This window comes from Leptolyngbya sp. AS-A5 (assembly GCF_039962495.1).
In the GTDB taxonomy this organism is placed as follows: Bacteria; Cyanobacteriota; Cyanobacteriia; order Leptolyngbyales; family Leptolyngbyaceae; genus Leptolyngbya.
On record NZ_JAMPLL010000014.1, the window covers coordinates 1 to 24,049 of the forward strand.

23 protein-coding genes and 1 tRNA gene are annotated in these 24,049 nt (G+C 48.7%); 10 read left to right on the forward strand and 14 right to left on the reverse strand.

Annotated features, from left to right (window positions below; genetic code table 11):
• Nucleotides 1-141 precede the first annotated feature (141 nt).
• Nucleotides 142-456, forward strand: a complete 315-nt coding sequence (locus NC980_RS16115; protein WP_190377443.1) for a TMEM14 family protein — start codon at nt 142-144, stop codon at nt 454-456.
• Nucleotides 457-466: 10 nt separating this feature from the next.
• On the opposite strand, the gene NC980_RS16120 is transcribed toward NC980_RS16115, so the two are convergent.
• From NC980_RS16120 to NC980_RS16140, 5 genes are all read right to left on the reverse strand, one after another.
• Nucleotides 467-1,120 (reverse strand): FHA domain-containing protein, encoded by a 654-nt coding sequence (locus NC980_RS16120; protein WP_190377444.1) that lies wholly within the window; start codon nt 1,118-1,120, stop codon nt 467-469.
• Nucleotides 1,121-1,305: 185 nt separating this feature from the next.
• The gene (locus NC980_RS16125) at nt 1,306-1,902 is read right to left on the reverse strand and encodes a hypothetical protein (protein WP_190377445.1); all 597 of its coding nucleotides are present in this window, start codon (nt 1,900-1,902) and stop codon (nt 1,306-1,308) included.
• A 151-nt stretch (nt 1,903-2,053) separates the two neighbouring features.
• Nucleotides 2,054-2,143: transfer RNA gene (locus NC980_RS16130), tRNA-Ser, on the reverse strand.
• 69 nt (nt 2,144-2,212) lie between these two features.
• On the reverse strand, nt 2,213-3,304 hold the full coding sequence (mraY, locus tag NC980_RS16135; protein ID WP_190377446.1) for a phospho-N-acetylmuramoyl-pentapeptide-transferase: 1,092 nt from the start codon (nt 3,302-3,304) through the stop codon (nt 2,213-2,215).
• Between the two features lie 79 nt (nt 3,305-3,383).
• On the reverse strand, nt 3,384-3,617 hold the full coding sequence (locus NC980_RS16140) for a DUF3134 domain-containing protein (RefSeq protein ID WP_190377447.1): 234 nt from the start codon (nt 3,615-3,617) through the stop codon (nt 3,384-3,386).
• Nucleotides 3,618-3,907: 290 nt separating this feature from the next.
• On the opposite strand from NC980_RS16140, the gene NC980_RS16145 reads away from it, so the two are divergent.
• The 3 genes from NC980_RS16145 to recJ are packed head-to-tail and all read left to right on the forward strand — an operon-like array spanning nt 3,908 to nt 7,597.
• Complete coding sequence (locus tag NC980_RS16145; protein WP_190377448.1) at nt 3,908-4,492, forward strand: PAP/fibrillin family protein; 585 nt, start codon at nt 3,908-3,910, stop codon at nt 4,490-4,492.
• Nucleotides 4,493-4,495: 3 nt separating this feature from the next.
• On the forward strand, nt 4,496-5,263 hold the full coding sequence (locus NC980_RS16150; protein ID WP_190377449.1) for a PD-(D/E)XK nuclease family protein: 768 nt from the start codon (nt 4,496-4,498) through the stop codon (nt 5,261-5,263).
• Between the two features lie 36 nt (nt 5,264-5,299).
• A complete protein-coding gene (gene recJ / locus NC980_RS16155) occupies nt 5,300-7,597 on the forward strand; it encodes a single-stranded-DNA-specific exonuclease RecJ (protein WP_190377450.1) in 2,298 nt (765 codons plus the stop codon).
• On the opposite strand, the gene NC980_RS16160 is transcribed toward recJ, so the two are convergent.
• Nucleotides 7,594-8,004 (reverse strand): hypothetical protein, encoded by a 411-nt coding sequence (locus tag NC980_RS16160; RefSeq protein ID WP_206753832.1) that lies wholly within the window; start codon nt 8,002-8,004, stop codon nt 7,594-7,596. The genes recJ and NC980_RS16160 overlap by 4 nt on opposite strands.
• A gap of 89 nt (nt 8,005-8,093) precedes the next feature.
• Nucleotides 8,094-9,836 (reverse strand): N-acetylmuramoyl-L-alanine amidase, encoded by a 1,743-nt coding sequence (locus NC980_RS16165; protein WP_190377452.1) that lies wholly within the window; start codon nt 9,834-9,836, stop codon nt 8,094-8,096.
• 195 nt (nt 9,837-10,031) lie between these two features.
• Between NC980_RS16165 and NC980_RS16170 the strand changes: the two genes are divergently transcribed.
• Both NC980_RS16170 and NC980_RS16175 read left to right on the forward strand, forming a co-directional pair.
• A complete protein-coding gene (locus tag NC980_RS16170; RefSeq protein WP_190377453.1) occupies nt 10,032-10,496 on the forward strand; it encodes a hypothetical protein in 465 nt (154 codons plus the stop codon).
• 6 nt (nt 10,497-10,502) lie between these two features.
• On the forward strand, nt 10,503-11,054 hold the full coding sequence (locus NC980_RS16175) for a glutathione S-transferase family protein (RefSeq protein ID WP_190377454.1): 552 nt from the start codon (nt 10,503-10,505) through the stop codon (nt 11,052-11,054).
• 79 nt (nt 11,055-11,133) lie between these two features.
• Here the strand turns inward: NC980_RS16175 and NC980_RS16180 are convergent, their stop codons facing one another.
• On the reverse strand, nt 11,134-11,271 hold the full coding sequence (locus NC980_RS16180; RefSeq protein ID WP_190377455.1) for a photosystem II reaction center protein K: 138 nt from the start codon (nt 11,269-11,271) through the stop codon (nt 11,134-11,136).
• Between the two features lie 155 nt (nt 11,272-11,426).
• Nucleotides 11,427-12,545 (reverse strand): tRNA guanosine(34) transglycosylase Tgt, encoded by a 1,119-nt coding sequence (gene tgt, locus NC980_RS16185; RefSeq protein ID WP_190377456.1) that lies wholly within the window; start codon nt 12,543-12,545, stop codon nt 11,427-11,429.
• 220 nt (nt 12,546-12,765) lie between these two features.
• Here tgt and NC980_RS16190 point away from each other — a divergent pair, with 220 nt between their 5' ends.
• Both NC980_RS16190 and NC980_RS16195 read left to right on the forward strand, forming a co-directional pair.
• On the forward strand, nt 12,766-13,572 hold the full coding sequence (locus NC980_RS16190) for a metal ABC transporter ATP-binding protein (RefSeq protein WP_190377457.1): 807 nt from the start codon (nt 12,766-12,768) through the stop codon (nt 13,570-13,572).
• A gap of 2 nt (nt 13,573-13,574) precedes the next feature.
• On the forward strand, nt 13,575-14,480 hold the full coding sequence (locus NC980_RS16195) for a metal ABC transporter permease (RefSeq protein ID WP_190377458.1): 906 nt from the start codon (nt 13,575-13,577) through the stop codon (nt 14,478-14,480).
• On the opposite strand, the gene NC980_RS16200 is transcribed toward NC980_RS16195, so the two are convergent.
• The gene (locus NC980_RS16200; RefSeq protein ID WP_190377556.1) at nt 14,458-14,751 is read right to left on the reverse strand and encodes a hypothetical protein; all 294 of its coding nucleotides are present in this window, start codon (nt 14,749-14,751) and stop codon (nt 14,458-14,460) included. The genes NC980_RS16195 and NC980_RS16200 overlap by 23 nt on opposite strands.
• A gap of 161 nt (nt 14,752-14,912) precedes the next feature.
• Between NC980_RS16200 and NC980_RS16205 the strand changes: the two genes are divergently transcribed.
• Nucleotides 14,913-16,391, forward strand: coding sequence for a nucleoside transporter C-terminal domain-containing protein (locus NC980_RS16205; RefSeq protein WP_190377459.1), 1,479 nt, complete (start codon nt 14,913-14,915; stop codon nt 16,389-16,391).
• A gap of 141 nt (nt 16,392-16,532) precedes the next feature.
• Nucleotides 16,533-16,655, forward strand: a complete 123-nt coding sequence (locus NC980_RS16210) for an ATP-binding protein (protein WP_277881426.1) — start codon at nt 16,533-16,535, stop codon at nt 16,653-16,655.
• 74 nt (nt 16,656-16,729) lie between these two features.
• Here the strand turns inward: NC980_RS16210 and NC980_RS16215 are convergent, their stop codons facing one another.
• The 4 genes from NC980_RS16215 to NC980_RS16230 form a co-directional block, all read right to left on the reverse strand.
• Nucleotides 16,730-18,934, reverse strand: coding sequence for an ATP-binding protein (locus NC980_RS16215; protein ID WP_190377557.1), 2,205 nt, complete (start codon nt 18,932-18,934; stop codon nt 16,730-16,732).
• A gap of 64 nt (nt 18,935-18,998) precedes the next feature.
• The gene (gene chrA, locus NC980_RS16220) at nt 18,999-20,195 is read right to left on the reverse strand and encodes a chromate efflux transporter (protein WP_190377460.1); all 1,197 of its coding nucleotides are present in this window, start codon (nt 20,193-20,195) and stop codon (nt 18,999-19,001) included.
• Between the two features lie 75 nt (nt 20,196-20,270).
• Nucleotides 20,271-21,905 carry a CTP synthase gene (locus tag NC980_RS16225; RefSeq protein WP_190377461.1) on the reverse strand — a complete coding sequence of 545 codons (1,635 nt, stop codon included), beginning with the start codon at nt 21,903-21,905 and terminating at the stop codon, nt 20,271-20,273.
• Nucleotides 21,906-22,094: 189 nt separating this feature from the next.
• Nucleotides 22,095-23,924 (reverse strand): polysaccharide deacetylase family protein, encoded by a 1,830-nt coding sequence (locus NC980_RS16230; RefSeq protein ID WP_190377462.1) that lies wholly within the window; start codon nt 23,922-23,924, stop codon nt 22,095-22,097.
• Between the last annotated feature and the right edge of the window lie 125 nt (nt 23,925-24,049).

Consider the following 24,049-nt stretch of genomic DNA (forward strand, 5'->3'; position numbering starts at 1 on the left):
GCAAAAGAGTTCTTCTAGACTAGACATGAGGGCAAATTGGGCGGGATTTTTAGCAATTTCAGCCTATCGAGTTTGCCCCTTTCTTGTCCCATTCCTTATCCCGAACTCAGGTTTTTTAGACAAATAACTAGATTAATCACAATGCTCTGGACAATTCTCATTGCCCTCTACGGATTGTTGGTCGCGATCGGCGGCATCATTGGCTATATCAAAGCGGGAAGCCGCGTTTCTCTCATGACAGGATTAGGAAGCGCTGTTGCGCTTGGGGTCGCTGCCTACGCCAATTCAGGGAATCGAGTCCAAGGGTTGCTCGTTGCTATCTTAATCGCGATCGCACTGACAACCTTTTTCGGCTTGCGCTGGAGAGAAACTCGTAAATTCATGCCTGCCGGACTCATGACGCTACTGAGTGCCGTCGCCGCGATCACATTTGCGGTTGGAGTTGCTAATCGTTAGACCTGCCGCCCTACATCTGAAACAGAAATGCAACCTTATCGCCTTTACCCAATGAGATGCGATCGCCCGCTCTCAGCCGGTGGCGATTACCCATGGGCAGCGGTGAGTTATTGATATAGGTTCCATTCGAGCTACCCACATCTTCAATGTAGTAAGCATCGCCCTCTACTCGAATATCTGCATGAATCCGCGACACGATCTCAGAATTGGGAAACCCAGAGACATCAATATCCGGGGGAATGCGATCGTTAGGCTTACCGATGTGAATCACCGTCAAACTTGGCGGAATCTCGATCTCGGTACTCGTCTGTAAGTTCAGCAATCGGGCATAACTCTGCTGAAGTTGGGTGACTGAATTCGATTGCGGGATTGACGCAGGAGCGGCTTCGGCTTGAGCGGGAAGCACGATCAGATCAGGTTCGATTAACGCATCAGGAATCACCGGATCAGGAAGTTTCTGCGGATCAGAAGATTCAGGAGTCGATAGCATAGAAGCGTTCATAGATTTCAGGTTAAAGCCGCACTGTCCGCAAAAGCTGGCATCGGCTTGGATTGCCGCAGAACAGTTGGGACAAGCGATCGTTGCAGGCAAAGGGGTGTAACAAGACTCACACTGCACCGCGCCGTCTGGATTGGGATGATTGCAATTTGGACAGACAATCATTCGAGCATTCCATTCAAAATTGAATTCATCATATCTGCCAAATGCTCAGCAGAGGATGACCCTTGTGATAAATACAAGCTGAACTCTCAGATTACGGTTAGTTTGCAATCCACCTGTAAATCTATACAGGAGCGATCGCAGCATCGGCTCACACGGGTCAAGCGATGGTGCGATCGCTCCAAAAATCAGGAGGCTTGTCTTCTTCTACTGCTCAAGCCAACTAATCCAGCAAGCCCTAAAGCGCCTAATAGTCCCCAGTTGCCGCCAGAGTCTTGATTGCTCCCTGCGGTCGAAGTGTTAGCACCCGCAGGAGAAATCGTGGTTGCACCTGTATTTCCGCTTGGGTCAGTCGTTCCTGCCCCAGAAACACCTCCGCTTCCAGTCGTCCCCGTTGTCCCAGTGCCTGTTGTCCCAGTCGTTCCCGTGCCTGTCGTTCCTGTACCTGCTGCTCCGACACCTGCACCTGTTGTATCTGTACCTGCTGCTCCAGTTCCAGTCGTCCCCGAACTTCCTGTCGTTCCGGTTCCCGTGGTTCCGGCTCCGGTCGTTCCCGCAGTTCCTGAACTTCCAGTTCCCGTGGTTCCGGTACCTGTTGTTCCAGTTCCTGTAGTGCCAGTCGTTCCCGTGCCTGTCGTTCCGCTTGTAGAGCCAGCAGTGCCATTTCCTGACGAGCTACCCGAACCACTGCTTTGAGCTACAGCAGGTAATCCCAATGGCAAGGTTGCAAGACCGATCGCTAACGCACTCGCAGACAGAATTTTAGACAAATTCGATCGTGTCATATTTTGTGCCCTCTAGAGTTAAAGATGCTTTTTCAAACGAAGATACGAAAATCTACGCTTGATCCATCTCATTCTCGATAATTCGTCGATTGCCGCCTCTGCCTAAAGCAGTAGTACACGATCGAGGGCGCACATTGTTGTTAGAAATAAACGGAGAGAGAGGGATTCGAACCCTCGGTACGGTTCAAGACCGTACAACAGATTAGCAATCTGCCGCTTTCGACCACTCAGCCATCTCTCCAGAGTGATGAGCCACTATTATAACAGATTTTAGTGGCTCGATCATAGTTTTTGTGCGGAATTAAACTTTTTAGTGAATCACGAGACTGAAACCAGCGAGTAGTGCGGCGATCGCATAGAACCAGCCGACAACCTGAGTTTCTGTCCAACCCGTCAATTCTAGATGATTGTGGAACGGAGACATCTTGAACAGACGCTTACCCACTCCGTTAGCATCTTTCGTTGCTTTGAAGTAAGCGACTTGAGCAATCACAGAGAGCGTTTCGAGGAAAAATAGACCACTCAGAATCAGCAGAGCAAACAGCGAGTTTGTCAGTAACCCAACTGCCGCTAATGCGCCTCCTAGCGCCAGCGATCCCGTATCGCCCATGAATACTCGTGCCGGATTCCGGTTATGTACCAAGAATCCAAGGCAACCACCGCTCAAAGCAGCGCAAAAAACCGCCAGATCAGGATGACTTGGAAAGATCAGCGCCCCCAAACCGAGAAACGCGATCGCCACCGTTCCACCCGCCAAGCCGTCCATGCCATCAGTCAAATTCGTTGCATTGCTTTCTGCGACTAACACAAAGCCAGCCAGCACCCAAAAGAGCGCTCCCAACGGCAACATCAAACCGAACGGCAGGGCGATCGTCGTCAGGCTAGAATTTGTCACCATCAACCAAAGACAGAAAGCAACGGCAAAAGAGATTTGTAGCCCCATCTTGGTTCTAGGGGAGATGCCTTTGTTCGACTTGCGGCGAATAATTTGCCAATCGTCGAGAAAGCCGATCGCCGCATAAGAGAGTGTCAGGGCTGAAACCGCAATCACATTGCCGGAAAATCCAGAGAGATACAGTGCGATCGCGACTGCCACTGGAACAAAGAATGCGCCTCCCATCGTCGGAGTACCAGCCTTCTTTAGATGGGATTGTGGCCCATCTTCGCGAATAATCTGTCCCGCTTTAAGCGCTTTGAGAAATGGAACTGCCCAGAAACCGACTCCTGCGGTTGCTAGTCCACTCATCCACATGGGGAAGGTTAGCGATGTATTCTGGCTCCAAGCGCGACCACTGGTTTGATCGAGTGCGATCGCGGCTATGGTCATGCCGATCGTTAATACAAGGAACAATCGCGTTCCTGAAAAGTTTAAGGCTCTTCCTGTAAATAGTTTCGCGTCCACAAGCTTTTCATCTCACTCCGCACAGTACACCACATTCATTAAAGGCCTAGGTTCTCTAGAGAACCTAGGCCAGCATCATCTAATCTTCTAAATCGAGGTCATCATCGTCGTCGGTGTCAAAAGTACCACCGTCGTTTTCCATCAGTTCGTTAATTTCTTCCTCATCATCAAGGTAGTCGAAATCTGCATTGTCGCGTGCTAACAGTCGTCCGCTGCTTTCAAGCCAGTCGAGAATTGACGACTCTTGCTGCATTGGAATGATAGCGGCACGCTGATTTCGAGTTTCTTGACGTAAGGACGGATTGTGAGTCATTGAGGGTTTATAGCTCCAGCCGTAAAGGAATTCTAATGCTATCTTAGATCGACTAAAACACCCAGAGTCTACCACTTGCGGTCACTCTTAGAGTGGATTTTTGCTTGAATTAGAGCAATAGGCTTGATTCAGCTTTCTTGCTTAAGATTCAAAGCATTTTCTACATTTTTCTGAAAATGTCAAGTATTTTTTCAAAGAACGATCCAGACAACTGTAAGAATATTTCTCCAAACTGAAACACAGCTATGGAGAGCGATTAGGATTAAGTCTATTTACTCCAGGAGCGTGCCATGATCGGGAAGGCGGCTTTACTTGAAGTGATTGCAGGAAAGAATCGCGGCATTCTTGCCGATGAAGCTCAAAAACAGGGAATCTTAGCGGCGATCGCACAGCTTGAGGATCGCAATCCAACTCCACGACCGCTCGAAGCCCTGAGTTTACTCGATGGCAATTGGCGCTTGCTTTATACAACCAGTCGCGGGATTTTGGGGATCGATCAATTTCCATTCTTAAGGTTGGGGCAGGTGTATCAATGTATTCGCGCTCCGGAAGCGAAGCTGTATAACATTGCAGAGGTTTCGGGGTTGCCGTTTTTAGAGGGAATTGTTGCCGTTGTGGCGCGGTTTCGTCCTCGGACAGAGCGGCGAGTCGAGGTGAAGTTTGAGCGATCGGTCATTGGGTTGCAGCGGCTGATCGATTACCAGTCGCCCAACTACTTTATTCACCAGCTAGAATCCGATCAGAAGTTCGCCGCGATCGATTTTAGTATCGAGAGCCGAGATCAGCAGGGTTGGCTGGATATCACGTATCTCGATGAAGACTTGCGGATCGGGCGTGGCAACGAGGGTAGTGTGTTCGTTTTAACCAAAGAGTAATCGATGCGGCTTTCTCAAGGTCATCTCAATTTATTGGAACTCTGTCCACGCAAATTTCAGCACACTTATCTAGAGCAGTTGGGATCGCCAAATTCTCTGGAGCAGCAAGAGCGGCTCTTAGCGGGGAGCCGGTTTCACTCGTTGATGCAGCAGTGGGAGATGGGGTTACCGATCGCGCCCTTTCTCCAGGAAGACCCGCAATTGCGGCAGTGGTTTCATGCGTTTACCGCAGCCGCTCCGCAAATTCTCCAGATTCACAATCCCTTGTTTCGAGAAAGTGAACATTTACGGATGCTGGAGTTTCACGGGCATATTTTGACGGTGGTGTATGATTTGCTGATTCTGACCGAGCAGGAGGCACAGATTCTCGATTGGAAAACCTATCCGAAGCCGTCTAGAAGTGATTTGTCTCAAAGCTGGCAGTCTCGCTTGTATCCCTTTGTGCTGGCTGAAACGAGCGAGTATGCACCGGAACAGATTTCGATGACTTATTGGTTTTTTCAGGCGAACGGAGAAACACAGAGTTTAAAGCTTCCCTACAGTTCCAGTCAGCATGAGGAGACGCGGCAGACGTTGACGCGATTGTTGGATCAGTTTGGGATGTGGCTCGATCGCTACGAAACACAGGGCGAGTTTTTCCCTCAAACTCCCGAAATTGCGGAGTCTTGTGCGGACTGTAGCTTTGCGATTCGGTGTGAGCGATCGGCTCAAGATTCGGTGAGTTCTAACCCGTTTCGCAGCCTTGCAGAGATTCAGGAAGTTCCTCTTTGAGAGGTAGTATTTATGTATCTATTTCTTGGTTAACTTATGGGTGATCCGGTTCTGCAATGGCAAGCTTATGGTGATTCTGAGGTTCCAGAAGCGTTTGTGCAAGCGGTGAAGCAACAGGCTCCAGGAATTGAAGGACGCTATTTACCTCAATTGCTGTGGCAGCGTGGCATCCGAGAGGTAGAACGATTAGCGGGGTATTTGTTTGCAGCAAGCTATCAACCGACGAGCGCGATCGCATTCGGAAAAGAAATGCAGTGGGCAGTACAGCGATTAGTGCAGGCGATCGAGCGGGATGAAACGATCGCAATCTGGGGGGATTTCGATGCCGATGGAGTTACTTCTACGGCGGTTTTATGGGACGGTCTAGGACAGTTCTTTCCGCAGCATGAAAAGCTGTTCTACTACATTCCGAATCGCTTGACTGAATCACATGGACTATCCAAGACGGGAATTGATCAACTAAAGCACGTTCACTTGATAGTGACTTGCGACACGGGCAGTACGAACCTAGATGAGATTCAGTATGCTCAAAGTCTTGGAATCGATGTGATTGTGAGCGATCATCATACTTTGCCAGAATTGCGTCCGCCTGTGATTGCGATCGTCAATCCGCGATCGCTGGATCAAAATCATCCGTTTGCCTCGCTCTCTGGAGTTGCAGTGGCTTACAAACTGGTTGAAGCACTGTACGAAGCTTTACCGGATGTTCCCGAAAAGCCGATCGAGCAGTTATTAGATTTAGTGGCGATCGGCTTGATTGCTGATCTTGTTGAACTCAAAGGAGACTGTCGCTATCTGGCACAGAAAGGAATCGAGCAACTTCAGAAGCAATCGACTAAAGAAGCGACTCGACCGGGAATCACTCGATTGTTGGAGTTGTGTAAGCGATCGGGCGATCGACCGACTGATATTTCGTTTGGGTTAGGCCCTCGAATCAATGCAGTCAGCCGAATTCAGGGGGATGCTCATTTCTGTGTGGAACTACTTACCAGTCAGGATGTCCAGCGCTGTCGAGAACTTGCAGAACAAACAGAGCTTGCAAACACTCGTAGAAAAGCGTTGCAGAAAGATGTGTTGCAGCAAGCAAAGGCGAAACTGAGTCAGCTTGATCTTTCAACAACAGGTGTGATTGTGCTGTGGGATGAACAATGGAGCGCGGGTGTCCTTGGATTGGTTGCAGGACAGATTGCTCAAGAATACGGTAAGCCAACGATTTTATTAACTATAGATGGAGAGTTTGCCAGAGGATCGGCACGATCGACCAATCAAATTGATCTCTATCAGTTAGTCAAAGATCAAGAGCATCTTTTACATCGCTTTGGGGGGCATCCGTTTGCAGCAGGATTGAGTTTGGCGATCGACAATTTGGAATTATTCGCTCAAGCTATCAATCAGCGATTATTACAATCGAGTGAGCCTCCGACTCCAACCATTCAAGCAGATTTGTGTGTCACCGTCAGCGAACTGAACTTAGAACTCTACAAGGAAATTCGGCTGATCGAGCCTTGTGGCATGGGTAATCCGATTCCTAAGTTACTGATTCGGAATTGTTGGTTCCAAGCCGGACGAAACACTAAACTTCAAGACTTCCGTGGACGCAAAGTAGAATACATTCGCACCCCTTTCACCATTTGGGATGAGACAGTTGAGAAAGGTTTTCCGGGTATTTGGTGGGGACACTATGCGTATGAGCTGCCATCAGGGCGGTGTGATGCGATCGTTGAACTTGAAAACAATGTTCAGCAGAAACGGTATGAGGTTCGCTTAATTGCGGTGCGTTCTTGTGAGCAAGTGAATGTGGCTGCACAGTCACAATGGCTTTTAGATTGGAGAAGCGATCGGACAACTGAAGATGCGTTGCCTCCGGCACACGGAAACGTGCTCGAACTTAAAACTGCTCCTGCAAATTGGATCGAGTTTCAAACCTGGTTTAGACGCGCAATTCATCAGCAGCGTCCTTTAGCGATCGCTTATCCTCCCCCAACTTTGATGCCTGCTGCTGAAATTTGGCAGACCTTGGTGGGAATTGCAAAATATCTCAGTCGGACTGGAAAAACAGCAACCCGACAGCAATTGTACGATCGCTTACACATCGGTGATGTCGCGCTCAAAGCAGGCATTCAAGCACTAGAGCAATTTGGATTTCAGGTGACCTATGCCGATCAGCGCTTTAGGATGACGCTGAAAGACTCTGATCAGTCCGTGAACGCTGCGATCGAGCAATTTTTCACCGCAGTCCGCGAGGAACAGTTCTACAGACAATACTTTGCACAAGTCTCGTTTAGTACCCTGCAAGCGATCGTCGCTCAGTGGGATATTCCAACAAGGAACTAGGATTTGAAAATCGCCAGTTTCCAGTTGTTTGGCTGCTCTAACTGATTGATCTGTCCTTTTGACATCAACCAAAGCGTCGTCCGAGTTCTAAAGAATGCTGTGACTTGACGATCGCCGTTTGCAGCCGAATGTACCACTACATCTCCGCAGTAGGGGCTTGATCCCTCAAACCTCACTACAGCAAATGGAGTCGGATGATAGCCATCAGGAACGTTGAACGTTGCAAAAACATTGTGCCGCCCCTGCCACGGTTCAACGACAATTTGATCGGGATGAACAAACTCTGTTGCAGCTTCGGTCTGTGTCAGTACCCAATCTGGACAGCCAGAAACAACACCGGGTTTACGGGATTGAAGCTTGTTAAATGCGACACATGCGACTGCTACGAATAGCAGCAGAAATAGCATTAGACCCATTCTTTTCACGATCTACCCTTGTCTCAAACAACACACGCTACTAAGGTAGACCATTTCACTCCAATCTGCCAAAGGTCGATCTATTGAGCCTGAGCAAACCAAGTGGTTATACCATTTGCCAGCGTTACTGCTAGTTTCTTTTGTTCCTGCGGGTTGGTAATCCACTCAAACTCGTAAGGGTTAATCATAAATCCCAGTTCTAACAACACAGAGGGTGTCGTCGTGGGGCGAGTCAGGGCAAGATTGTTCCAGTACACACCATAAGAAGGTCGATCGAGTTCTTTCACCAAGTAGTTGTGCAGAAACATCGCCAAATCATGTGATTGAGGTTGATACCAAAATGTTCCAACCCCTTTAGTATTTATCGCATCACCATCATCTGGCAGCGCGTTGTAGTGAACCGAAAGCGCGATCGCAGGCTCAGTGTCGTTAATCCGCTTGATGCGATCGGCAAGTTCTACATCAACGTCCGCTTCACGAGTCATGACAACGGTTGCACCCCGACTCGTCAATTCATCCCGCAGTAATTTACTTGTAATCAAGGCGACCGATTTCTCTGGATAGCCGTTTCCGCCTCTTGATCCCAGGTCTTCGTTTCCGCCATGTCCTGGATCAATCAGAATTTTGATTCCTGAAAGTGATTTCTGCTTGATTCGGGGCGGATGTTTTAGCGATAAAACTAACGTTGTTCCCTCGTATCGCAATTTATATCCCCATTGCTGCTTCGATTTTAAGTCAAAGCGATATTCAATTCTCTCAGGCTCAACTTGTTGCCAGTTGGCTCTAGCAATCACGGGATCATTATCTAATCGGATTGTGTCTGTTTGTGCAGCGGTGTTATATAGCGTAAGTGTGAATCGATTTTGATCCTGTTGTACGGAGAGCGGCACAGGCGTTTGCAGTGGGAATAAAATTTCTGTCCAGCCTTTTACCTGACGAGAAGTAATGCCGCGAATGATTGATCTTACAGGTGTCGCTCCGGGAACAATTTTGACTTCGCTCGCTCGAATCCATCCACCATAATCGAGCCGTACCCAATCGCCCTCACGCGCTGTAATCGTGGCTCTCGTTCCTTTCGGTAACGGAGTCAGACGCGAGAAATTCGTGCTTGCACCTGTTCGCGCAGTGCCTTGATCGGCTGTCACTTCTGCGACTTCTAATCGAGCCGGATCAAGAATCACAAGCTTTCCAGGGGCTTCCTGAGTCACATTGCCTAAAAGATAGGTCACTTTTCCCAAATCCCCGATCGATTGCGGTCGAATACAACCAGCATACTGAGTGGTTTGAGTCGATAGCGGCTGAACCAATCCTGTTAATACGCCCGAATTTGCGGGAAGATTCGCGATCGGCGTTTGCGGCATCAATGGGATCAGCTGACCTGCAACTTTTGCATTCACCATCACGTTAGGGGGCGCGATCGCGCTGAGGCAGATTGTTTCTCCAGGCGATCGAGCGACATCCACATTAGGCATAAGTGACTCTTTGGCAAACGTCATGCCAACGGGTGTAGGTGGTTCGGTCGAGTTTCGCGTGATTCTAAGCGTGAGTTCTTGCTCCTGATAGCGCACTGAAAACTGATTTTCACCCAACTGAAGCGGAAGACTCGGTGCAAAATGACCGCCAGGACTGCGTTGAATTGGCTTGCCATTGATCGTCACTTCACCTTTGGGCGGGGCTGAACCGATAAAGAAAATCTGTTTGGCAGTTGTTTCATGCTGGTTTGGCGGATAAACCACGCCCAGAGAAGGCTTCGACCAAGCTGCACCGACAATCAATCCAGTCGTCAACACTGCCAAAATTAACGCGCCGAGAAATCGCTTCATTGCCGCAGACAAAATAAAGAAAGGATAACGGTATCACATCCCGTCCCGTTGACGTGCAAAATTCTTGGAGGTTGCGGCTCGATCTCTTCAATCGCATCAAGATTAAGATTTACATCGTTCTGAAAGTTCGATTCTAAGCGGTTGATACGATCGCAACTGTGCTAAATCCCTTCAATCTGGCTTTCACCACCGCTTATGACTACTACGATCGCTTATCCTCACACTGATGATCTAACCAGCGCTGATTATCTTGTTGTCGGTTTAGCCACTTGTTTTATCAAAGACGATGACGGAGTTCACGAAGTCCGCGTCGTCGAGCCGATTCCCTCTGCTGCACTCGAAGCGATCGTCAAAGGCATTCCGACCTCTTATGAATCGGCAACCGCAACTACGATCGGGGCTGTGATCTCAGAAGACTCCTTGCACCTGCCTGAAAACTTTCCTACTGATGTGCAGTTTTGCGACGATTTCGCCTTTCGCGCCACCGCATCCGCTCGCACCTACAAAGCCAAATCGAGCGCTCAATCTCATATTCCCGCAGGCACAAGCCGCAACGATTTCAATTTTTCGGTCGATCGCAAGCGCGTTCTCAATTCACAACGCATCGTCAAGACCGAAGATAATGTAAAACAACATCAGTACACTCACGAAGTTCTGTAAGACATCATGCTTAAGCTTTATGGCGGTGCGCGGAGTCGGGCATCGATCGTGCAATGGTACCTCGAAGAATTAGAGGTGCCTTACGAATTTGTGCTGCTGGATATGCAATCCGGAGAGCATCAACAAGCCGCATTTCGCGAAATCAATCCATTTGCCAAAGTTCCTGCGATCGTCGATGGCGATCTCAAACTTTGGGAGTCGGGCGCAATTCTGCTCTATTTGTTTGACAAGTACGGCAATTCTAATTCGAGCGATCGGGCGATTGCGGCTCAGTGGGTGTTATTTGCAAATGCGACTTTAGGCCCTGGAGTCTTTGTTGAAGCGAGTCGAGAGCGCGAAACGCCGCGGCTCATGCAGCCCTTAGACGAGATCCTTGCAAAACAGGAATTTATTGCGGGCGATCGTTTCACCGTTTCTGATGTCGCAGTGGGTTCAATGTTGGCGTATATTCCCATGATGTTGAAGCTTGATCTCAACGACTATCCGAATGTCGTGAATTACATCAAGCGCATGACAGAACGTCCTGCGTTTCAGAAAGCGATCGGCGGACGGAAGTAATTCACAGAAGATTCTGCTTAAACAAAAAAGAGAGGGATCAGCTTTGACCCCTCTCTTTTTTATGTTTTGATTCAGCCGTTTATTTGAAACCGACGGCAGCTTGCCATACAAACGCCAGCAAGAGAAAGAAAACAGGAATCACAGGCAGAACATTAACTAACGGATCAAAAATTGCGTAAGCTTCAGGCAATTTTGCAAGTAGCATTGCTGCTTCCATGACGCGATAACCTCTCCAACACAGGACTCATAATTGATACGGATTTTAACACGATTCGAGGAGCGTCTCTAGTTGCCAATTTTTCAGAGATTCACAATTAAGGTTGAAAGTCTGGAGCAAGCAGTTCTAGAAAATTACGATCGTAGAATTCCATCTCATTCCACGGGTTGAAGCCATGCAGCAAATTCGGTGTGAAACGTGCCGTTAAAGATTGCGGTGCGAATCCGTTGAGTGAATCGAATCAGTTCGGTGATGTTATGAATTGAGATGAGCGTATAGGCAAGCAGTTCTTGCGATCGCAGCAGATGACTTACATAAGCCCGACTAAAATTCTGACAGGTGTAACACGGGCAGGATTCATCGATCGGCGTAAAGTCTTCGCGGAATTTCGCATTCTTCAGATTCCAGCGTTCTCCCTGCACCAAAGCCGCTCCGTGCCGTGCTAATCGAGTCGGAATCACACAGTCGAATAAATCCATTCCCGCCGCGATCGCTCGTGCCATTTCGCGATAGGTTCCCACTCCCATTAAGTAGCGCGGTTTGTTTTCGGGTAACAACGGCGTTGTCGCTTGAACGACTCGATCGATAATTTCGGGCGCTTCACCGACACTGACACCCCCGATCGCATATCCCGGCAAATCTAAATCCGCTAACTGTCGAACCGCTTCGGCTCTGAGGTCTAGAAATTCTCCGCCTTGCACAATTCCAAATAAGGCTTGATCTGATCGTTGGTGCGCCTCAATGCAGCGTTTTAGCCAATCGTAAGTGCGAGAAGTCGCTCTCTCGGTGGCATCGCGTCCCACTCCTGGAGGCGGGCACTCATCAAACGCCATAATCACATCTGCACCCAGAGCATTTTGAATCTGGATTGACTTCTCTGGCGTAATTTTGATCATCTGACCATCGCGAGGAGAGCGGAAGGTTACACCTTCATCAGTGATTGATCGCATCTCGCTGAGGCTAAAGACCTGAAAGCCGCCAGAGTCCGTCAGCATCGGCTTTGACCAATTCATGAAACGATGGACACCGCCTGCTTTTTGAACAATATCCTCCCCCGGCTGCAAGTGCAAATGATAGGTATTCGACAGCACCATCTGTGCGCCCGTGGCTTCGAGCTGATCCGGCGTGATGGTTTTCACGTTCGCTAGCGTTCCCACGGGCATGAAGCGCGGCGTTTCGACAATTCCATGTGGGGTGTGAAAAACTCCAGCGCGGGCGTGAGTGTGTTGACAGCGGGCTTGGCAGTGGAAAGAAAATTGATTCAAGGCAGGCATCCGACTTTTGAAACAGAAGCAGATTCCATGATAAGTGTGTCGCGGGGCGAATGCGATCGTCTGCCCGAATGGTGATTGCACTCGATCGATCGCTGCCTACACTCAGGGATAGGATTGAAGCCCTCCAAAGTTTTTCTTAGCTTTCATAATCCTTTCATTTTTCTGCAATACTTTTAGTAATCACAGTTTTCATTTTTTTTTCATTTTCGGAGAACCCGTTATGCAATCGACTCCCTTTTTCGACGATGCCACTCCTAGATTTACCGTTCATTCTCAAGCCCATCCCCACCAAGCGACATCGAATCTGGTAGTCGAAGATCTCAGCGTTCGATATCGTGCGATCGAAGCTCTGAGCCAAATTAGCTTCTCCGTCAAGCCGGGGCGCTTAATTGGAATTTTTGGTCCGAATGGAGCTGGAAAAAGTACCTTGATCAAAGCCATGTTGGGTCTAATTCCAAGCATCAGCGGTCAAGTTCTTTATCAAGGAAAACCGCTCGTCAATCAGTTGGATCAAGTCGCGTATGTGCCGCAGCGATCGCAAATTGATTGGACATATCCTGTAACCGTCTGGGATGTCGTAATGATGGGACGCACCAGAAAAACTGGATGGTTTCAGCGCTATTCTTCGATTAGTCGGCGATTGGCAACTCAGGCACTCGAACGAGTTGGAATGATCGAATTTCGCGATCGAGCGATTTCTGATCTGTCCGGTGGTCAACAGCAACGGGTATTCCTCGCAAGAGCATTAGCGCAACAAGCAGAAGTGTTTTGTTTCGATGAACCCTTTGTCGGAATTGATCAAAAAACCCAGTCGATTATGTTCGATGTGTTCAAGGAATTGACCCGCGAGAATAAATTAATCTTGGTGGTGAATCATGACCTGGGTGAATCGATTAGGCACTTTGATGATTTGATTTTGTTGAATAAGTCGCTGGTTGCCAGTGGATCTCGTCAGCAAGTCTTGACGCAAGAGAATCTACAACAGGCTTATGGCGGTAAAGTTGTCTTCTTCTCGGATGCTGCATAACTATGGATGCTTTGATTGAGCCTTTGCAATATGGATTCATGCAGCGATCGCTAATCATTGCGATTTTGGTCGGATTAATTTGCGCGATCGTTGGAAGCTACCTGATTGTGCAGCGATTGGCACTGTTAGGTGATGCGATTAGCCATTCTGTACTGCCAGGACTCGCGACTGCGTTTCTATTCGGATTCAATATCTTTGTGGGCGCTTTCATTGCAGGCGTTCTTAGTACCTTAATTATTGCCTGGATACGAACGCGATCGCCGATTAAAGAAGATGCCGCAATGGGCATTGTCTTTAGTGCGTTCTTTGCGTTGGGAATTACATTAATTACTGTGATTCAAAAAGATAACAAAATTGATTTGAATCATTTTCTATTCGGTAACATCTTAGGCGTTACCGCTAGTGATGTTCGAGATACTGCAATTATTGCTGGGATTATTTTAGCGATCGTCTTTCTTTTTTATAAAGAGCTTCTCTTCTATACCTTTGATTCACTAGGCGCACAAGCGGCAGGGCTACCGACGAATCTACTCAATTTAGGCTTAATGGTGCTGATTGCTTTAACGATCGTCGCTAGCATGAAAGCCGTCGGTGTGATTCTCGTGTTATCGCTGCTAATTACACCCGGCTCAACGGCTTATCTACTGGTCAAACGATTGCATCATGTGATGATTTTGGGAGCCGCGATCGGAATTGTTTCCAGCATTAGCGGAATGTACCTCAGCTACTTCTACAATCTGCCCTCTGGCGCGGCGATCGTCATGGTGGCATCGGGCTTATTTTTTCTAGCATTTTTACTTAGTCCACGACACGGAATTCTCACACAGCCTGGATCAAGGACTATGCCTACATTGCCTCTACTGCGCGAACTTAGAGAATTAATGCCTAAAAGTCGTCAAAAGGGTTGAACGAATCTGATCGGCGGCGGAGATCGTCTTCGCGGTTTCCGAATTCGCTTGGAGGTCGCTCACTGCTCCAAGCCCACCACGCCTGACCACATTGACAGTGATAGAACTCCTGCCATTTTTTGCGGTAGTCCTCGGTAAAGACAGGCGATCGGCGATTAATCCAAACGCGATCGGCTTCGATCGCAGGCTTATGACAGGTCGGACAAGCAAACGAGAAAGAATGAACCGCCGTCTGTGTCCAAGTTGGCGGAGTCGGCTCAAAAGCGTCCATCATTTATGCAGGGTCAGTTAACGCTGCAATCATTATGGCTTGGAATTTGGGTTTCAGGATCATTTAGCCTTAAGCCTGAAAGATTATTGCGCCGAAATCGGGAATCTTATGTATCGTGCTATGAACGATGACTTCTCTAGCGTTCTCGCCCGATTCTACCCATGAGCGTACTCAATCTTGTTTCGTTGGCTGGCATCTTTGGCTTGTGTGCGATCGCGTGGCTGTTCTCTGAGGATCGCACTCCTAAGCTGTTTCCTTGGCGAGTGGTGCTGTCTGGGATTCTGCTGCAACTGGTTCTTGGTGCGATGGTTTTTGTGGTGCCAGGAACTCGTGAAGCACTTCAGATTTTTAGTAATTTGCTCGATGGAGTGTTTCTAGCGGCGGACGCTGGAGCGCGTTTTGTGTTCGGGCGAAATATCGTTCCTGTGCTCGGACAACCGAGCGACGTGAATTTAGGATACATTTTTGCGTTTCGTGCTCTGCCAACGGTGATCTTTTTCTCCGGGTTGATGGCGCTATTGCAAAATCTCGGTGTGATTCAGGTGATCACCAACGTATTTGCCAAAGCGTTTTATGCGGTGATGCGATTGAGCGGAGCAGAAGCATTAAGCGGGGCGGCGAATATTTTTGTTGGGATTGAGGCGGCGATCGTCGTCAAACCCTATTTGCCGAAAATGACTCGCAGCGAACTCTGCGCGATTTTGTCCTGCTGCTTTGGCACCGCCGCTTCATCGACTTTAGCGATCTATGTCAGCTTTCTACGTCCAGTGTTTCCGAATATTCTGGGTCACTTAGTTTCTGCGTCGATCATTGCAATCCCGGCTTGTTTTGTTCTGTCCAAGATCCTTGTTCCTGAGACCGAAAAGCCGTTAACAATGGGTGGCATTCCCAAAGAGGAAGAATATCTCGCTGAAGATGGCGGAATCGTTCAAGCTAAGGAAGAGCGAGTCAGCCCCCTGGATACAGCAATTCTAGGGGCGCTCGACGGCGTGAAAATGGCAGTGTCGATCGCGGCCGTTCTAATCCTGATTCTGGGCTTGGTTTCACTAATCAATCAAATCTTTGGTGGATTGGCAACGCTTCCAGCGCCGATCGGAGATATCTTCAAAGTCGTCACTTTGGCGAATATTACAGGTGTTTTATTTTTGCCGTTTACGTTTCTGACTGGGGTTTCACTAGACTGGAATGAGCTTTGGGAATCTTCTGTAATCATCGGACGGCGCTTGCTCGAAACAGCAATTCCTCCGTATCAAGCTTTAGCAGCGGCAGCAGCCCGACCGGAAAATCCGATTAGCGATCGCGCCGTTTTAATCATTAGCTATGCACTTTCGGGCTTTGCTCATTTAGCTTCGGTTGGCATCTTTGTGGGAGGAACGATCGCGCTGATTCCCTCACGCCGCAAAGATATCTCTGAGTTGGGATGGAAAGCTTTATTTGTTGGAACTCTAGCCACGATGATGATCGCTTGTGTGGCAGGAGTTTTTGATACAGGCAATCCAGGAATTTTAGGAGAAAAAGCAGCTCCTCCTGCGATCATCGCGCCCAGCCCAAAACCCAGCGTTGTTCCAGTCCCGTCGGTACCACCCTCGCCCAAAGCGCTGAAGGCTCCAACTCCGAAGCCCAGTTCAAAGCCTCAATAACGATTGATTGAGTTATCAGTTGAATTTGCAGTGATAGCATCTCATAGGTACTGCTATCACTCGTGCCCAATTACTACAATCAATGAAAGGTGCAACAGAGCGGATTAGAGGGATTAGCACGAACCAGTGGTAGGTAAAGGAATGGGACTCGGACTAACGATCGCCCGTCAAATTGTAGAAGAAAACCATGGCGGTCGTTTAGAGGTTCAGTTCGAGCTAGGTCAGGGAATTGAGTTCATGATCCAGTTGCCTATCCTAGCTTAAATCATTAGAGTTGAACATTGGAGGTCGTGGATCATCCGTGATTTGTCTGTAGGATTGCACTTGCAATCCTGACCTCAGTGCAATCCGACAAGTCTTCGTGCCTGCTGATTTTCTGGATGCGATTGCTGCTGTAGTGGAATCCGGACGATAAACTCTGTTTCTCCAGCGGTGGAAAAGCACTCCAGCTTGCCGTGATGTTGTTCGGTCACGATTTGATAACTGATTGCCATTCCCATTCCGGTTCCTTTACCTAAAGATTTCGTGGTGAAGAATGGATCAAAAATCCGTTGCTGAACGGCTGGAGGAATACCACATCCATTATCGACGATCACCACCTCAACCCATGCCATATCAACAACCGAAGTGCGAATTGTAATTTGACCAAGATTGTTGTCGATCGCTTGTTTTGCAATGTTGTCTTCGATTGCGTCGATCGCATTCACCAGGATATTCATAAACACTTGGTTGATTTGTCCCGCATAACATTCGACGTGCGGTAAGGTTGCGTAGTCTTTGATTACCTTAATCTCAGATCGACGAGAGGTCGCTTTAAGGCGGTGCTGTAAAATCAGCAGTGTACTGTCGATGCCTTCGTGGATATCGACCTCTTTGTACTCGGCTTCATCCATGCGCGAGAAAGTCCGCAAAGACAGCACAATCTGGCGAATGCGCTCGGTTCCAAGCTGCATCGAAGACAAGGTTTTCGGCAGGTCTTGCTGCAAGAACTCTAGATCAATGTCTTCAGACAGGGTTTGAATTTCAGTGACCGGATTGGGATAATAGTGTTGGTACAACTGCACAAACGCTAATAAATCCTGAGCGTATTCCGCAATATGCTTAAGATTGCCGTGAATGAAGTTGACAGGGTTGTTAATCTCATGTGCAACTCCAGCAACTAATTGCCCCAAGCTCGACATTTTCTCGCTTTGCACCATTTGAGCTTGAGTTCGCTGCAATTCTGCCAACGCATCCTTCAGCTTAGCGGTGCGTTCCTCGACGCGATCTTCTAATTCGTTCTTGCTGTGTTCTAGTGCGGTGAATAGCTCATTTAGCCGTCCTGCCATGTGGTTGAAAGAGTTAGACAAAGCATTGAGTTCGTTAATATTGCTGGATTCCACAGTTTGGTCAAGATGACCAACGGCGATCGCTTCACTCGCTCGATTGAGGCGAAGAATCGGACGAGCAATCCAACGAGTTGTGAAGATTCCCATCAACGAGGCAATCACTAATGCACCAAAACAGAGCGCGATCGTCGTGCGTGTATTGGCGTTGATCTGCGCCATAAAGGTCTGCTCCGGTACGCTCACGACTAACAGCCAGTCTAAGCCGTACTCGTCACGCCAGGGCACAACATTGACAAAATGCTGTTCTCCCTGAATCTCAAGCTCAAGCAAAGAGGATTGAGCGATTGACTGAAATCCTTGGGTGCTTTGGATGTGCTTGGCAACGGTTTGGACAATCGGATCGGGGCTATCGATCGCTTGCAAGCGCTGAATTTTGTCGTTAACGAGGGTGAAGGGCTTTGCTGGACTAGAGTTCGCAATTAAGTTGCCGTCGCGCTCCACAATAAACACCTGCCCCGTGTTTAACTGGCGTAGGAAGTCACTCAGTTTCAAGAGATGGATTTCCGCTGTGATAGCGCCGAGTAAGCGATTTTGCACATCATAGATTGGGCGACCCGCAGCCGCAGCGATATAAGGACCGGTTGGCAGGTTAATTGCAAAAGTTCCTCCCCAAATCGGTTTACCCGCCGCCATTGGATTGGTATACCAAGATTCGCTGAAATTGTCAGCAGTCCAACGGCTCTTAATTCCAGTCCGGTTGCCCTGGCGATCCGTCGCGTAGCTGGTCAGATTGTTGAGTGATTTTGCAGTCCATTCGTCAACGGTCACAGTGCCATCAAAACGACCTGATCCCGCTCCCGTACCGTCAGTTAATCCAACGCCAATATAACTGAGGTCATACGCCTGCATTTGATCCCAGAAATACCGTCCCATTGCTTCGCGATTCCTTACATCCAGCGTTCCTCGACGAATGGCTGCCGCATTTACCTGATTGAGCTTTTGGGGAACGGCGAGGTAGGAGTCTAGATGTTGATCAACAACATCAGTCGTCCGATCGATCAGCTGTTCTGCTAGTTCGTTAACCGCGCTTTGACCGTTCCGAAACGACAAATATCCGACGAGACCCACAGCTGCAAAAGTTTGGAGCACAAAGGGAACGACAAGGACAATCTGTAATGGAAACGACTTACCTTTGAGGAATCGCTGGGGCTTCATTGCGGGAAAGCTCTGAGTAGTCACAATGCCTATAAGATGCCCACGATACTAATCGGAACAACCGTTATCGAACATAGCCTAAGGTGAAGGCAATCCATCCAATTGCAGCTCCTCCCAATACCAGCCAAGCGGCACTGACTCTAAATCGAAGCGCCAACACTGCACTCAGGAGCGCGATTGCAACCGCTAAACCATCAACATAAGGCGCACTTGATTTACTGAAGGTTGCGATCGCAAGCTGGATAGTTACAACAGTCATCAGCGCTAATGCACTGGCATTCACCGCATCCAAAAATGCAGATGCCCATTTTGAGCGGCGCAAATACGGAATGATTGGGTTTAAGGCAGCGACAAAGATAAAAGAAGGGAGAAAAATTCCCACAGTTGCGATGATTGCCCCCGGAAGCCCTGCAATCACGTAACCAATAAACGTTGCGGTCGAAAGAATTGGGCCTGGAGTAAACTGTCCGATCGCGATCGCATCTAACAATTGCTGCTGCGTTAACCAGCCGTATCCCTGCACAAACTCACCCTGCACAAACGACAGCAACACATAACCACCCCCAAACAAAATGCTGCCGATTTTCAAAAACGATAAACCTAATTGCCACAGCGAAATCGGTGATGTTACGGTCATTGCTGCCGTTGCCTTCAAGGTGCTGCTAGTGACAATGCTTGCGATTAAAATGTTTGCTTCTTCTTTTGTTTGTTGAGGGCGATCGGGCGATCGCAGCCAAATCATTCCCAGCACCCCGCCGATAAGAAGCGCAATGATTTCGCTGATGTTGCCTAACCAAAGCAGCAAAGCAATGGCGATCGCAATCACAAACAATTTGCGCGTTTTGATTGCCTTTTTTCCCAATCGCCATAGTGCATCGGCAACGATCGCCAAAACCACAGGTTTAATGCCATACAGCAAGAATGCAAATTGCGGCACCGCACCCAGCGCAACATAAACCCAAGCAAATCCAGCGGTGATCAAGACCGCCGGGAAAATGAATGCTACGCCCGCCACAATCAAGCCCAGCCAACCCGCATAAATGTAGCCGATATGAATCGCCATCTCGGTCGAGTTAGGTCCTGGAATCAGGTTTGTTGCTCCAAGCAAATCGAGGAAGCGATCGCGGCTCAGCCATTGGCGTTTGCCCACGACTTCCGCTTCAATCATGGCAATGTGAGCATTGGGGCCTCCAAACCCGATTACCCCCAGCTTGAAGAAAAGAGCGGCGAGTTCTTTTAGTCGATCGAGCGATCGTTCCATAGAGAAGTTGAATGGAAGTCAACTTCCATTCAACCGCAAAACTCTCATCAAAGCAGGCATCCAGCGAAACTCAACTTATGCTTCGACGGGGACTTTACCTCTTGAAATTTCGATTTCTCGATTTAATGCTGCCTGCATGAATCCTCTGAACAGGGGGTGCGGCGTACTCGGACGAGACTGAAACTCTGGGTGAAACTGGGTCGCAATAAAGAACGGATGCCCTGGAAGCTCGATGATTTCAACCAGCCGACCATCGGGAGAAGTTCCACTCACCACATATCCCGATTCTAAAAAGAGATTCCGGTATGCGTTGTTAAATTCATAACGATGGCGATGACGTTCGTAGATCACTTCTTTTCCATAAAGCGATAACGTTAGTGTGTTTGGAGTCAAGCGACAAGGATATAAACCGAGTCGCATCGTTCCACCCAAATCTACGACATCTTGCTGCTCTGGCAGTAAGTTAATGACTGCATTTTTGGCATCAGGAATAAATTCTGCACTGTGAGCATCGTCCATGTGTGCAACATTTCTCGCCCATTCGATTACCGAACACTGCATTCCCAAGCACAATCCGAGGAATGGAATGTTATGAGTGCGGGCATATTCGATCGCCGCAATTTTCCCATCGACCCCGCGAATGCCAAATCCACCCGGAACAACAATTCCATCGACGTTTGCAAGGTAATGTTCGGCTCCTTTTTCTTCGATTTCTTCTGAGTTAATCCAGCGCAGGTTTAAGGCGCTTCCGGTTGCGATCGCCGCGTGTTTTAGCGCTTCTACAACAGATAAGTACGCATCGGATAGACGAACATATTTTCCAACGATCGCGATTTCAAGCTCTTGTGAAGGTTGATAAAGACGTTCAACCAAGGTTTGCCACTGGCTGAGATTTGGAGTGCGTTGTTCGAGTTGTAGAAGATCGATCGCTTGCGTTGCGAGTCCTTCTTTTTCCAGGCGTAAGGGGACTTCATAGATACTGCGGGCATCCTGGCAAGTGATCACGCACTCTGCCGGAACATCGCAGAACTCCGACATTTTTTCTTTCATTCCCAATGGCAAAGGACGATCGCAGCGACAAACGAGAATATCGGGTTGAATGCCGATTGATCGTAACTCTTTCACCGAATGTTGAGTCGGCTTTGTCTTCATTTCGCCTGCTGCTGGAATCCAGGGAATCAGCGTGACGTGCATATACAGCACGTTCCGCCGTCCCACTTCTTTACGAAATTGACGAATTGCTTCCAGAAAAGGCAGCGATTCAATATCACCAACTGTTCCGCCAATTTCAGTAATCACTACATCGGGATTTGTATTTTGAGCAACGCGCAGAATTCGCTCTTTGATTTCATTGGTGATGTGCGGGATGACCTGAACGGTTCCACCGTTGTAATCACCCCGTCGCTCTTTATTGATCACCGCTTGATAGATCGATCCGGTTGTGACGCTATTCAACCGCGACATGGATGTATCAGTAAAGCGCTCATAATGTCCCAAGTCGAGGTCTGTTTCTGCACCATCTTCGGTGACGAACACTTCCCCATGTTGAAACGGGCTCATCGTGCCCGGATCAACGTTGATATAAGGATCGAGCTTGAGGATCGACACGGAGTAATCTCGTGACTTGAGTAATCGTCCGAGACTCGCGGCTACAATCCCCTTTCCAATGCTAGAAACAACGCCACCCGTAACGAATACAAATTTAGTCATAAACTTCTGTGCCGACCCCGCCAAAACTTCATCCGGTCTATTCTGCCACAGTTGCGCGGAAGTCTGGGGAGAATGTTTAGAGTTTCTCAAGAGATTCTGGTAGCGGCGCAATTAATCGCGTCACTACCAGAATCTCCGCTCGTGTTAAAAACGAATGCAGCACGATCGAAACAATCGCGCTACCTTTACTTACGGATTTGCAGCAGTCTTACAAGATGAGGAATCGGTCTGCACAGGCGGCATCAGCGCCACAATATGCGGCACCGGACGCGGCGTATAACTCATCATCGATTCACCCTTGTACACCAAAGATGCACTCGCCCCAGAATCCAGCATCACCGCTTCTTTGAGTCCCGCTTTTGCCAGCGCTTCACCCAGCGCGACCGAGTTGACGTAATCGCCCGAAACTCCAACTAACGGACGATCGGCTTGATCAATTCCCCAAAACGCTCGATCGCGCTCTGCATCAAAGCCAAACAGCCCCCGGAAAGTTTCAGCAGATTGCGGTTGCCCATCTTTCACCAACCATGCCCCAGCCACAAACGCATCTTGAACCCCGTCTAATTCAGAGGCAATGCCTTCGCGGGTATTATGCTTCAGCGGGTCAAACGGAACGTATTTGATCGTGCGATCACTAATCAAAACGAGCGGTCGTCCTTCCAGCTTTGTCAGCGTCCCTTGAGGTGCGGGCACGAACGTTCCAGCTTGAGAACTCATCACAGGGCCAATCATCTTATTCGAGTTCAGCGCCTCTAATGAAAAGAAGCCACCATCAACACCCGCGATCGCCGGAGTGCCTTTCATGATTTCTCCAACCTGGTAACGGCTGTCTGCATGAATCGTAGTTGGCTTTCCACCTGCCGCCATGATCAGGGGCACTTTGTTGACCGTAGTTTTAATCAACTCCACAGGCGCACTAAAGTTCAGTCCATCTTTAATCAACGCCACGGGTGGGCCACCGTTTGCTGCCTCGATCACTTTCTCGACCTGAGATTGTCCAATTCGCGAGACGTTAAATAGGTTCTCGGATTCAGCGGCAAAAAGGTTTGCCTCATCGCTCATTGTCCAAGCTGCTTGATAGCCGGCCGCGATCGCCGCTTGCTGCACCCGCTCATCGTTCTTGCCTTCGGGATAGACAAAATACTTAATCGGAATGCTAAGTTTTTCCTCTAGCGCCCGCTTCGATTCGGTCATTTCAAACGCTAACTTGGCATCCTCCTTGATTTCGCGCAGATCACGCGGATGATTCACACTATGCGAAGCGATCGTTACCAAAGGATCAGCCGACATCTCCTTAATTTGCTCCCAGGTCATGCCAGGACGACCTCTAGGCTTGTCGATTTTGGCAGGATAGATCGCAAATGCTGCGGGATAGCCGTACTTCTTCAGCAAAGGATAGACAAACTTGTAGTGACCTAAATACCCATCATCAAAGGTGAGCACGATCGGTTTTGCAGGCAGCGGGATTCCCGTCTTCAGATGCTCAACAAGCTGATCAAAGCTAATCGGAGTGAGATTATTTTTCTGGATCAGCTTTAAGTGCGCCTCAAACTCTTCGGGCGTCACATCAAAGAACACTTCTTTCTGCGCCACAATGTCGTGATACATCATGATCGGCACCTTTGCCAATCGCGCCCGCACATTAATTTGCGGAAAGGGTGCTTCTGCAAAATCGGCTTTCCAGGCTTCAGCGAACTGCTTCGATTCAGCGTTAAACGTGACAGGCTTGAAATCTTGAGGAATCGAAGTCGAAGCTTGATAGCCAATCTGCGTCCCTTGCGTACAAATTGGAGCGATCGCAACGTTAAGGCTCGATTTCAGCGTTAGCGGCTTTTCGATCACCTCCATCAGGGTTGGCGGCGCGATCGTTGCCATTTGAGTCGGAATCATTCCAACACAAGCCCCAATTGTCACGGTTGCAGCGAGGGACAAACCAAAAAGCGCGAATCGTTTCCAGTGCGATCGAGGAGCAATTCGTTTAGAAAAGCTCGAAAGGCGTGTCCAAAGCGACAATTTCATGATGAAGATGGGGTTAGGGTCAGTTATTAGATGTACTCGATCGGACTGGCATCCCTAAGTCATGCAACTTACACAATTGGAGGGAAGCTTGTCAATCTTTTCTCCCTAGCCCCTGCTTGATCCGG

Excerpts from the sequence above, each read along its gene's own strand:
- NC980_RS16180 (WP_190377455.1), bottom strand. The coding sequence starts at position 11,271 with ATGGAAGCAGCAATGCTACTTGCAAAATTGCCTGAAGCTTACGCAATT.
- NC980_RS16165 (WP_190377452.1), bottom strand. The coding sequence starts at position 9,836 with ATGAAGCGATTTCTCGGCGCGTTAATTTTGGCAGTGTTGACGACTGGA.
- NC980_RS16160 (WP_206753832.1), bottom strand. The coding sequence starts at position 8,004 with ATGCTATTTCTGCTGCTATTCGTAGCAGTCGCATGTGTCGCATTTAAC.
- NC980_RS16230 (WP_190377462.1), bottom strand. The coding sequence starts at position 23,924 with ATGAAATTGTCGCTTTGGACACGCCTTTCGAGCTTTTCTAAACGAATT.
- NC980_RS16210 (WP_277881426.1), top strand. The coding sequence starts at position 16,533 with ATGGGACTCGGACTAACGATCGCCCGTCAAATTGTAGAAGAAAACCAT.
- NC980_RS16145 (WP_190377448.1), top strand. The coding sequence starts at position 3,908 with ATGATCGGGAAGGCGGCTTTACTTGAAGTGATTGCAGGAAAGAATCGC.
- NC980_RS16190 (WP_190377457.1), top strand. The coding sequence starts at position 12,766 with ATGCAATCGACTCCCTTTTTCGACGATGCCACTCCTAGATTTACCGTT.
- NC980_RS16125 (WP_190377445.1), bottom strand. The coding sequence starts at position 1,902 with ATGACACGATCGAATTTGTCTAAAATTCTGTCTGCGAGTGCGTTAGCG.
- NC980_RS16225 (WP_190377461.1), bottom strand. The coding sequence starts at position 21,905 with ATGACTAAATTTGTATTCGTTACGGGTGGCGTTGTTTCTAGCATTGGA.
- recJ (WP_190377450.1), top strand. The coding sequence starts at position 5,300 with ATGGGTGATCCGGTTCTGCAATGGCAAGCTTATGGTGATTCTGAGGTT.
- NC980_RS16140 (WP_190377447.1), bottom strand. The coding sequence starts at position 3,617 with ATGACTCACAATCCGTCCTTACGTCAAGAAACTCGAAATCAGCGTGCC.
- chrA (WP_190377460.1), bottom strand. The coding sequence starts at position 20,195 with ATGGAACGATCGCTCGATCGACTAAAAGAACTCGCCGCTCTTTTCTTC.
- NC980_RS16170 (WP_190377453.1), top strand. The coding sequence starts at position 10,032 with ATGACTACTACGATCGCTTATCCTCACACTGATGATCTAACCAGCGCT.
- tgt (WP_190377456.1), bottom strand. The coding sequence starts at position 12,545 with ATGCCTGCCTTGAATCAATTTTCTTTCCACTGCCAAGCCCGCTGTCAA.
- NC980_RS16115 (WP_190377443.1), top strand. The coding sequence starts at position 142 with ATGCTCTGGACAATTCTCATTGCCCTCTACGGATTGTTGGTCGCGATC.
- NC980_RS16175 (WP_190377454.1), top strand. The coding sequence starts at position 10,503 with ATGCTTAAGCTTTATGGCGGTGCGCGGAGTCGGGCATCGATCGTGCAA.
- NC980_RS16200 (WP_190377556.1), bottom strand. The coding sequence starts at position 14,751 with ATGGACGCTTTTGAGCCGACTCCGCCAACTTGGACACAGACGGCGGTT.
- NC980_RS16205 (WP_190377459.1), top strand. The coding sequence starts at position 14,913 with ATGAGCGTACTCAATCTTGTTTCGTTGGCTGGCATCTTTGGCTTGTGT.
- NC980_RS16150 (WP_190377449.1), top strand. The coding sequence starts at position 4,496 with ATGCGGCTTTCTCAAGGTCATCTCAATTTATTGGAACTCTGTCCACGC.
- NC980_RS16215 (WP_190377557.1), bottom strand. The coding sequence starts at position 18,934 with ATGAAGCCCCAGCGATTCCTCAAAGGTAAGTCGTTTCCATTACAGATT.
- NC980_RS16120 (WP_190377444.1), bottom strand. The coding sequence starts at position 1,120 with ATGATTGTCTGTCCAAATTGCAATCATCCCAATCCAGACGGCGCGGTG.
- NC980_RS16195 (WP_190377458.1), top strand. The coding sequence starts at position 13,575 with ATGGATGCTTTGATTGAGCCTTTGCAATATGGATTCATGCAGCGATCG.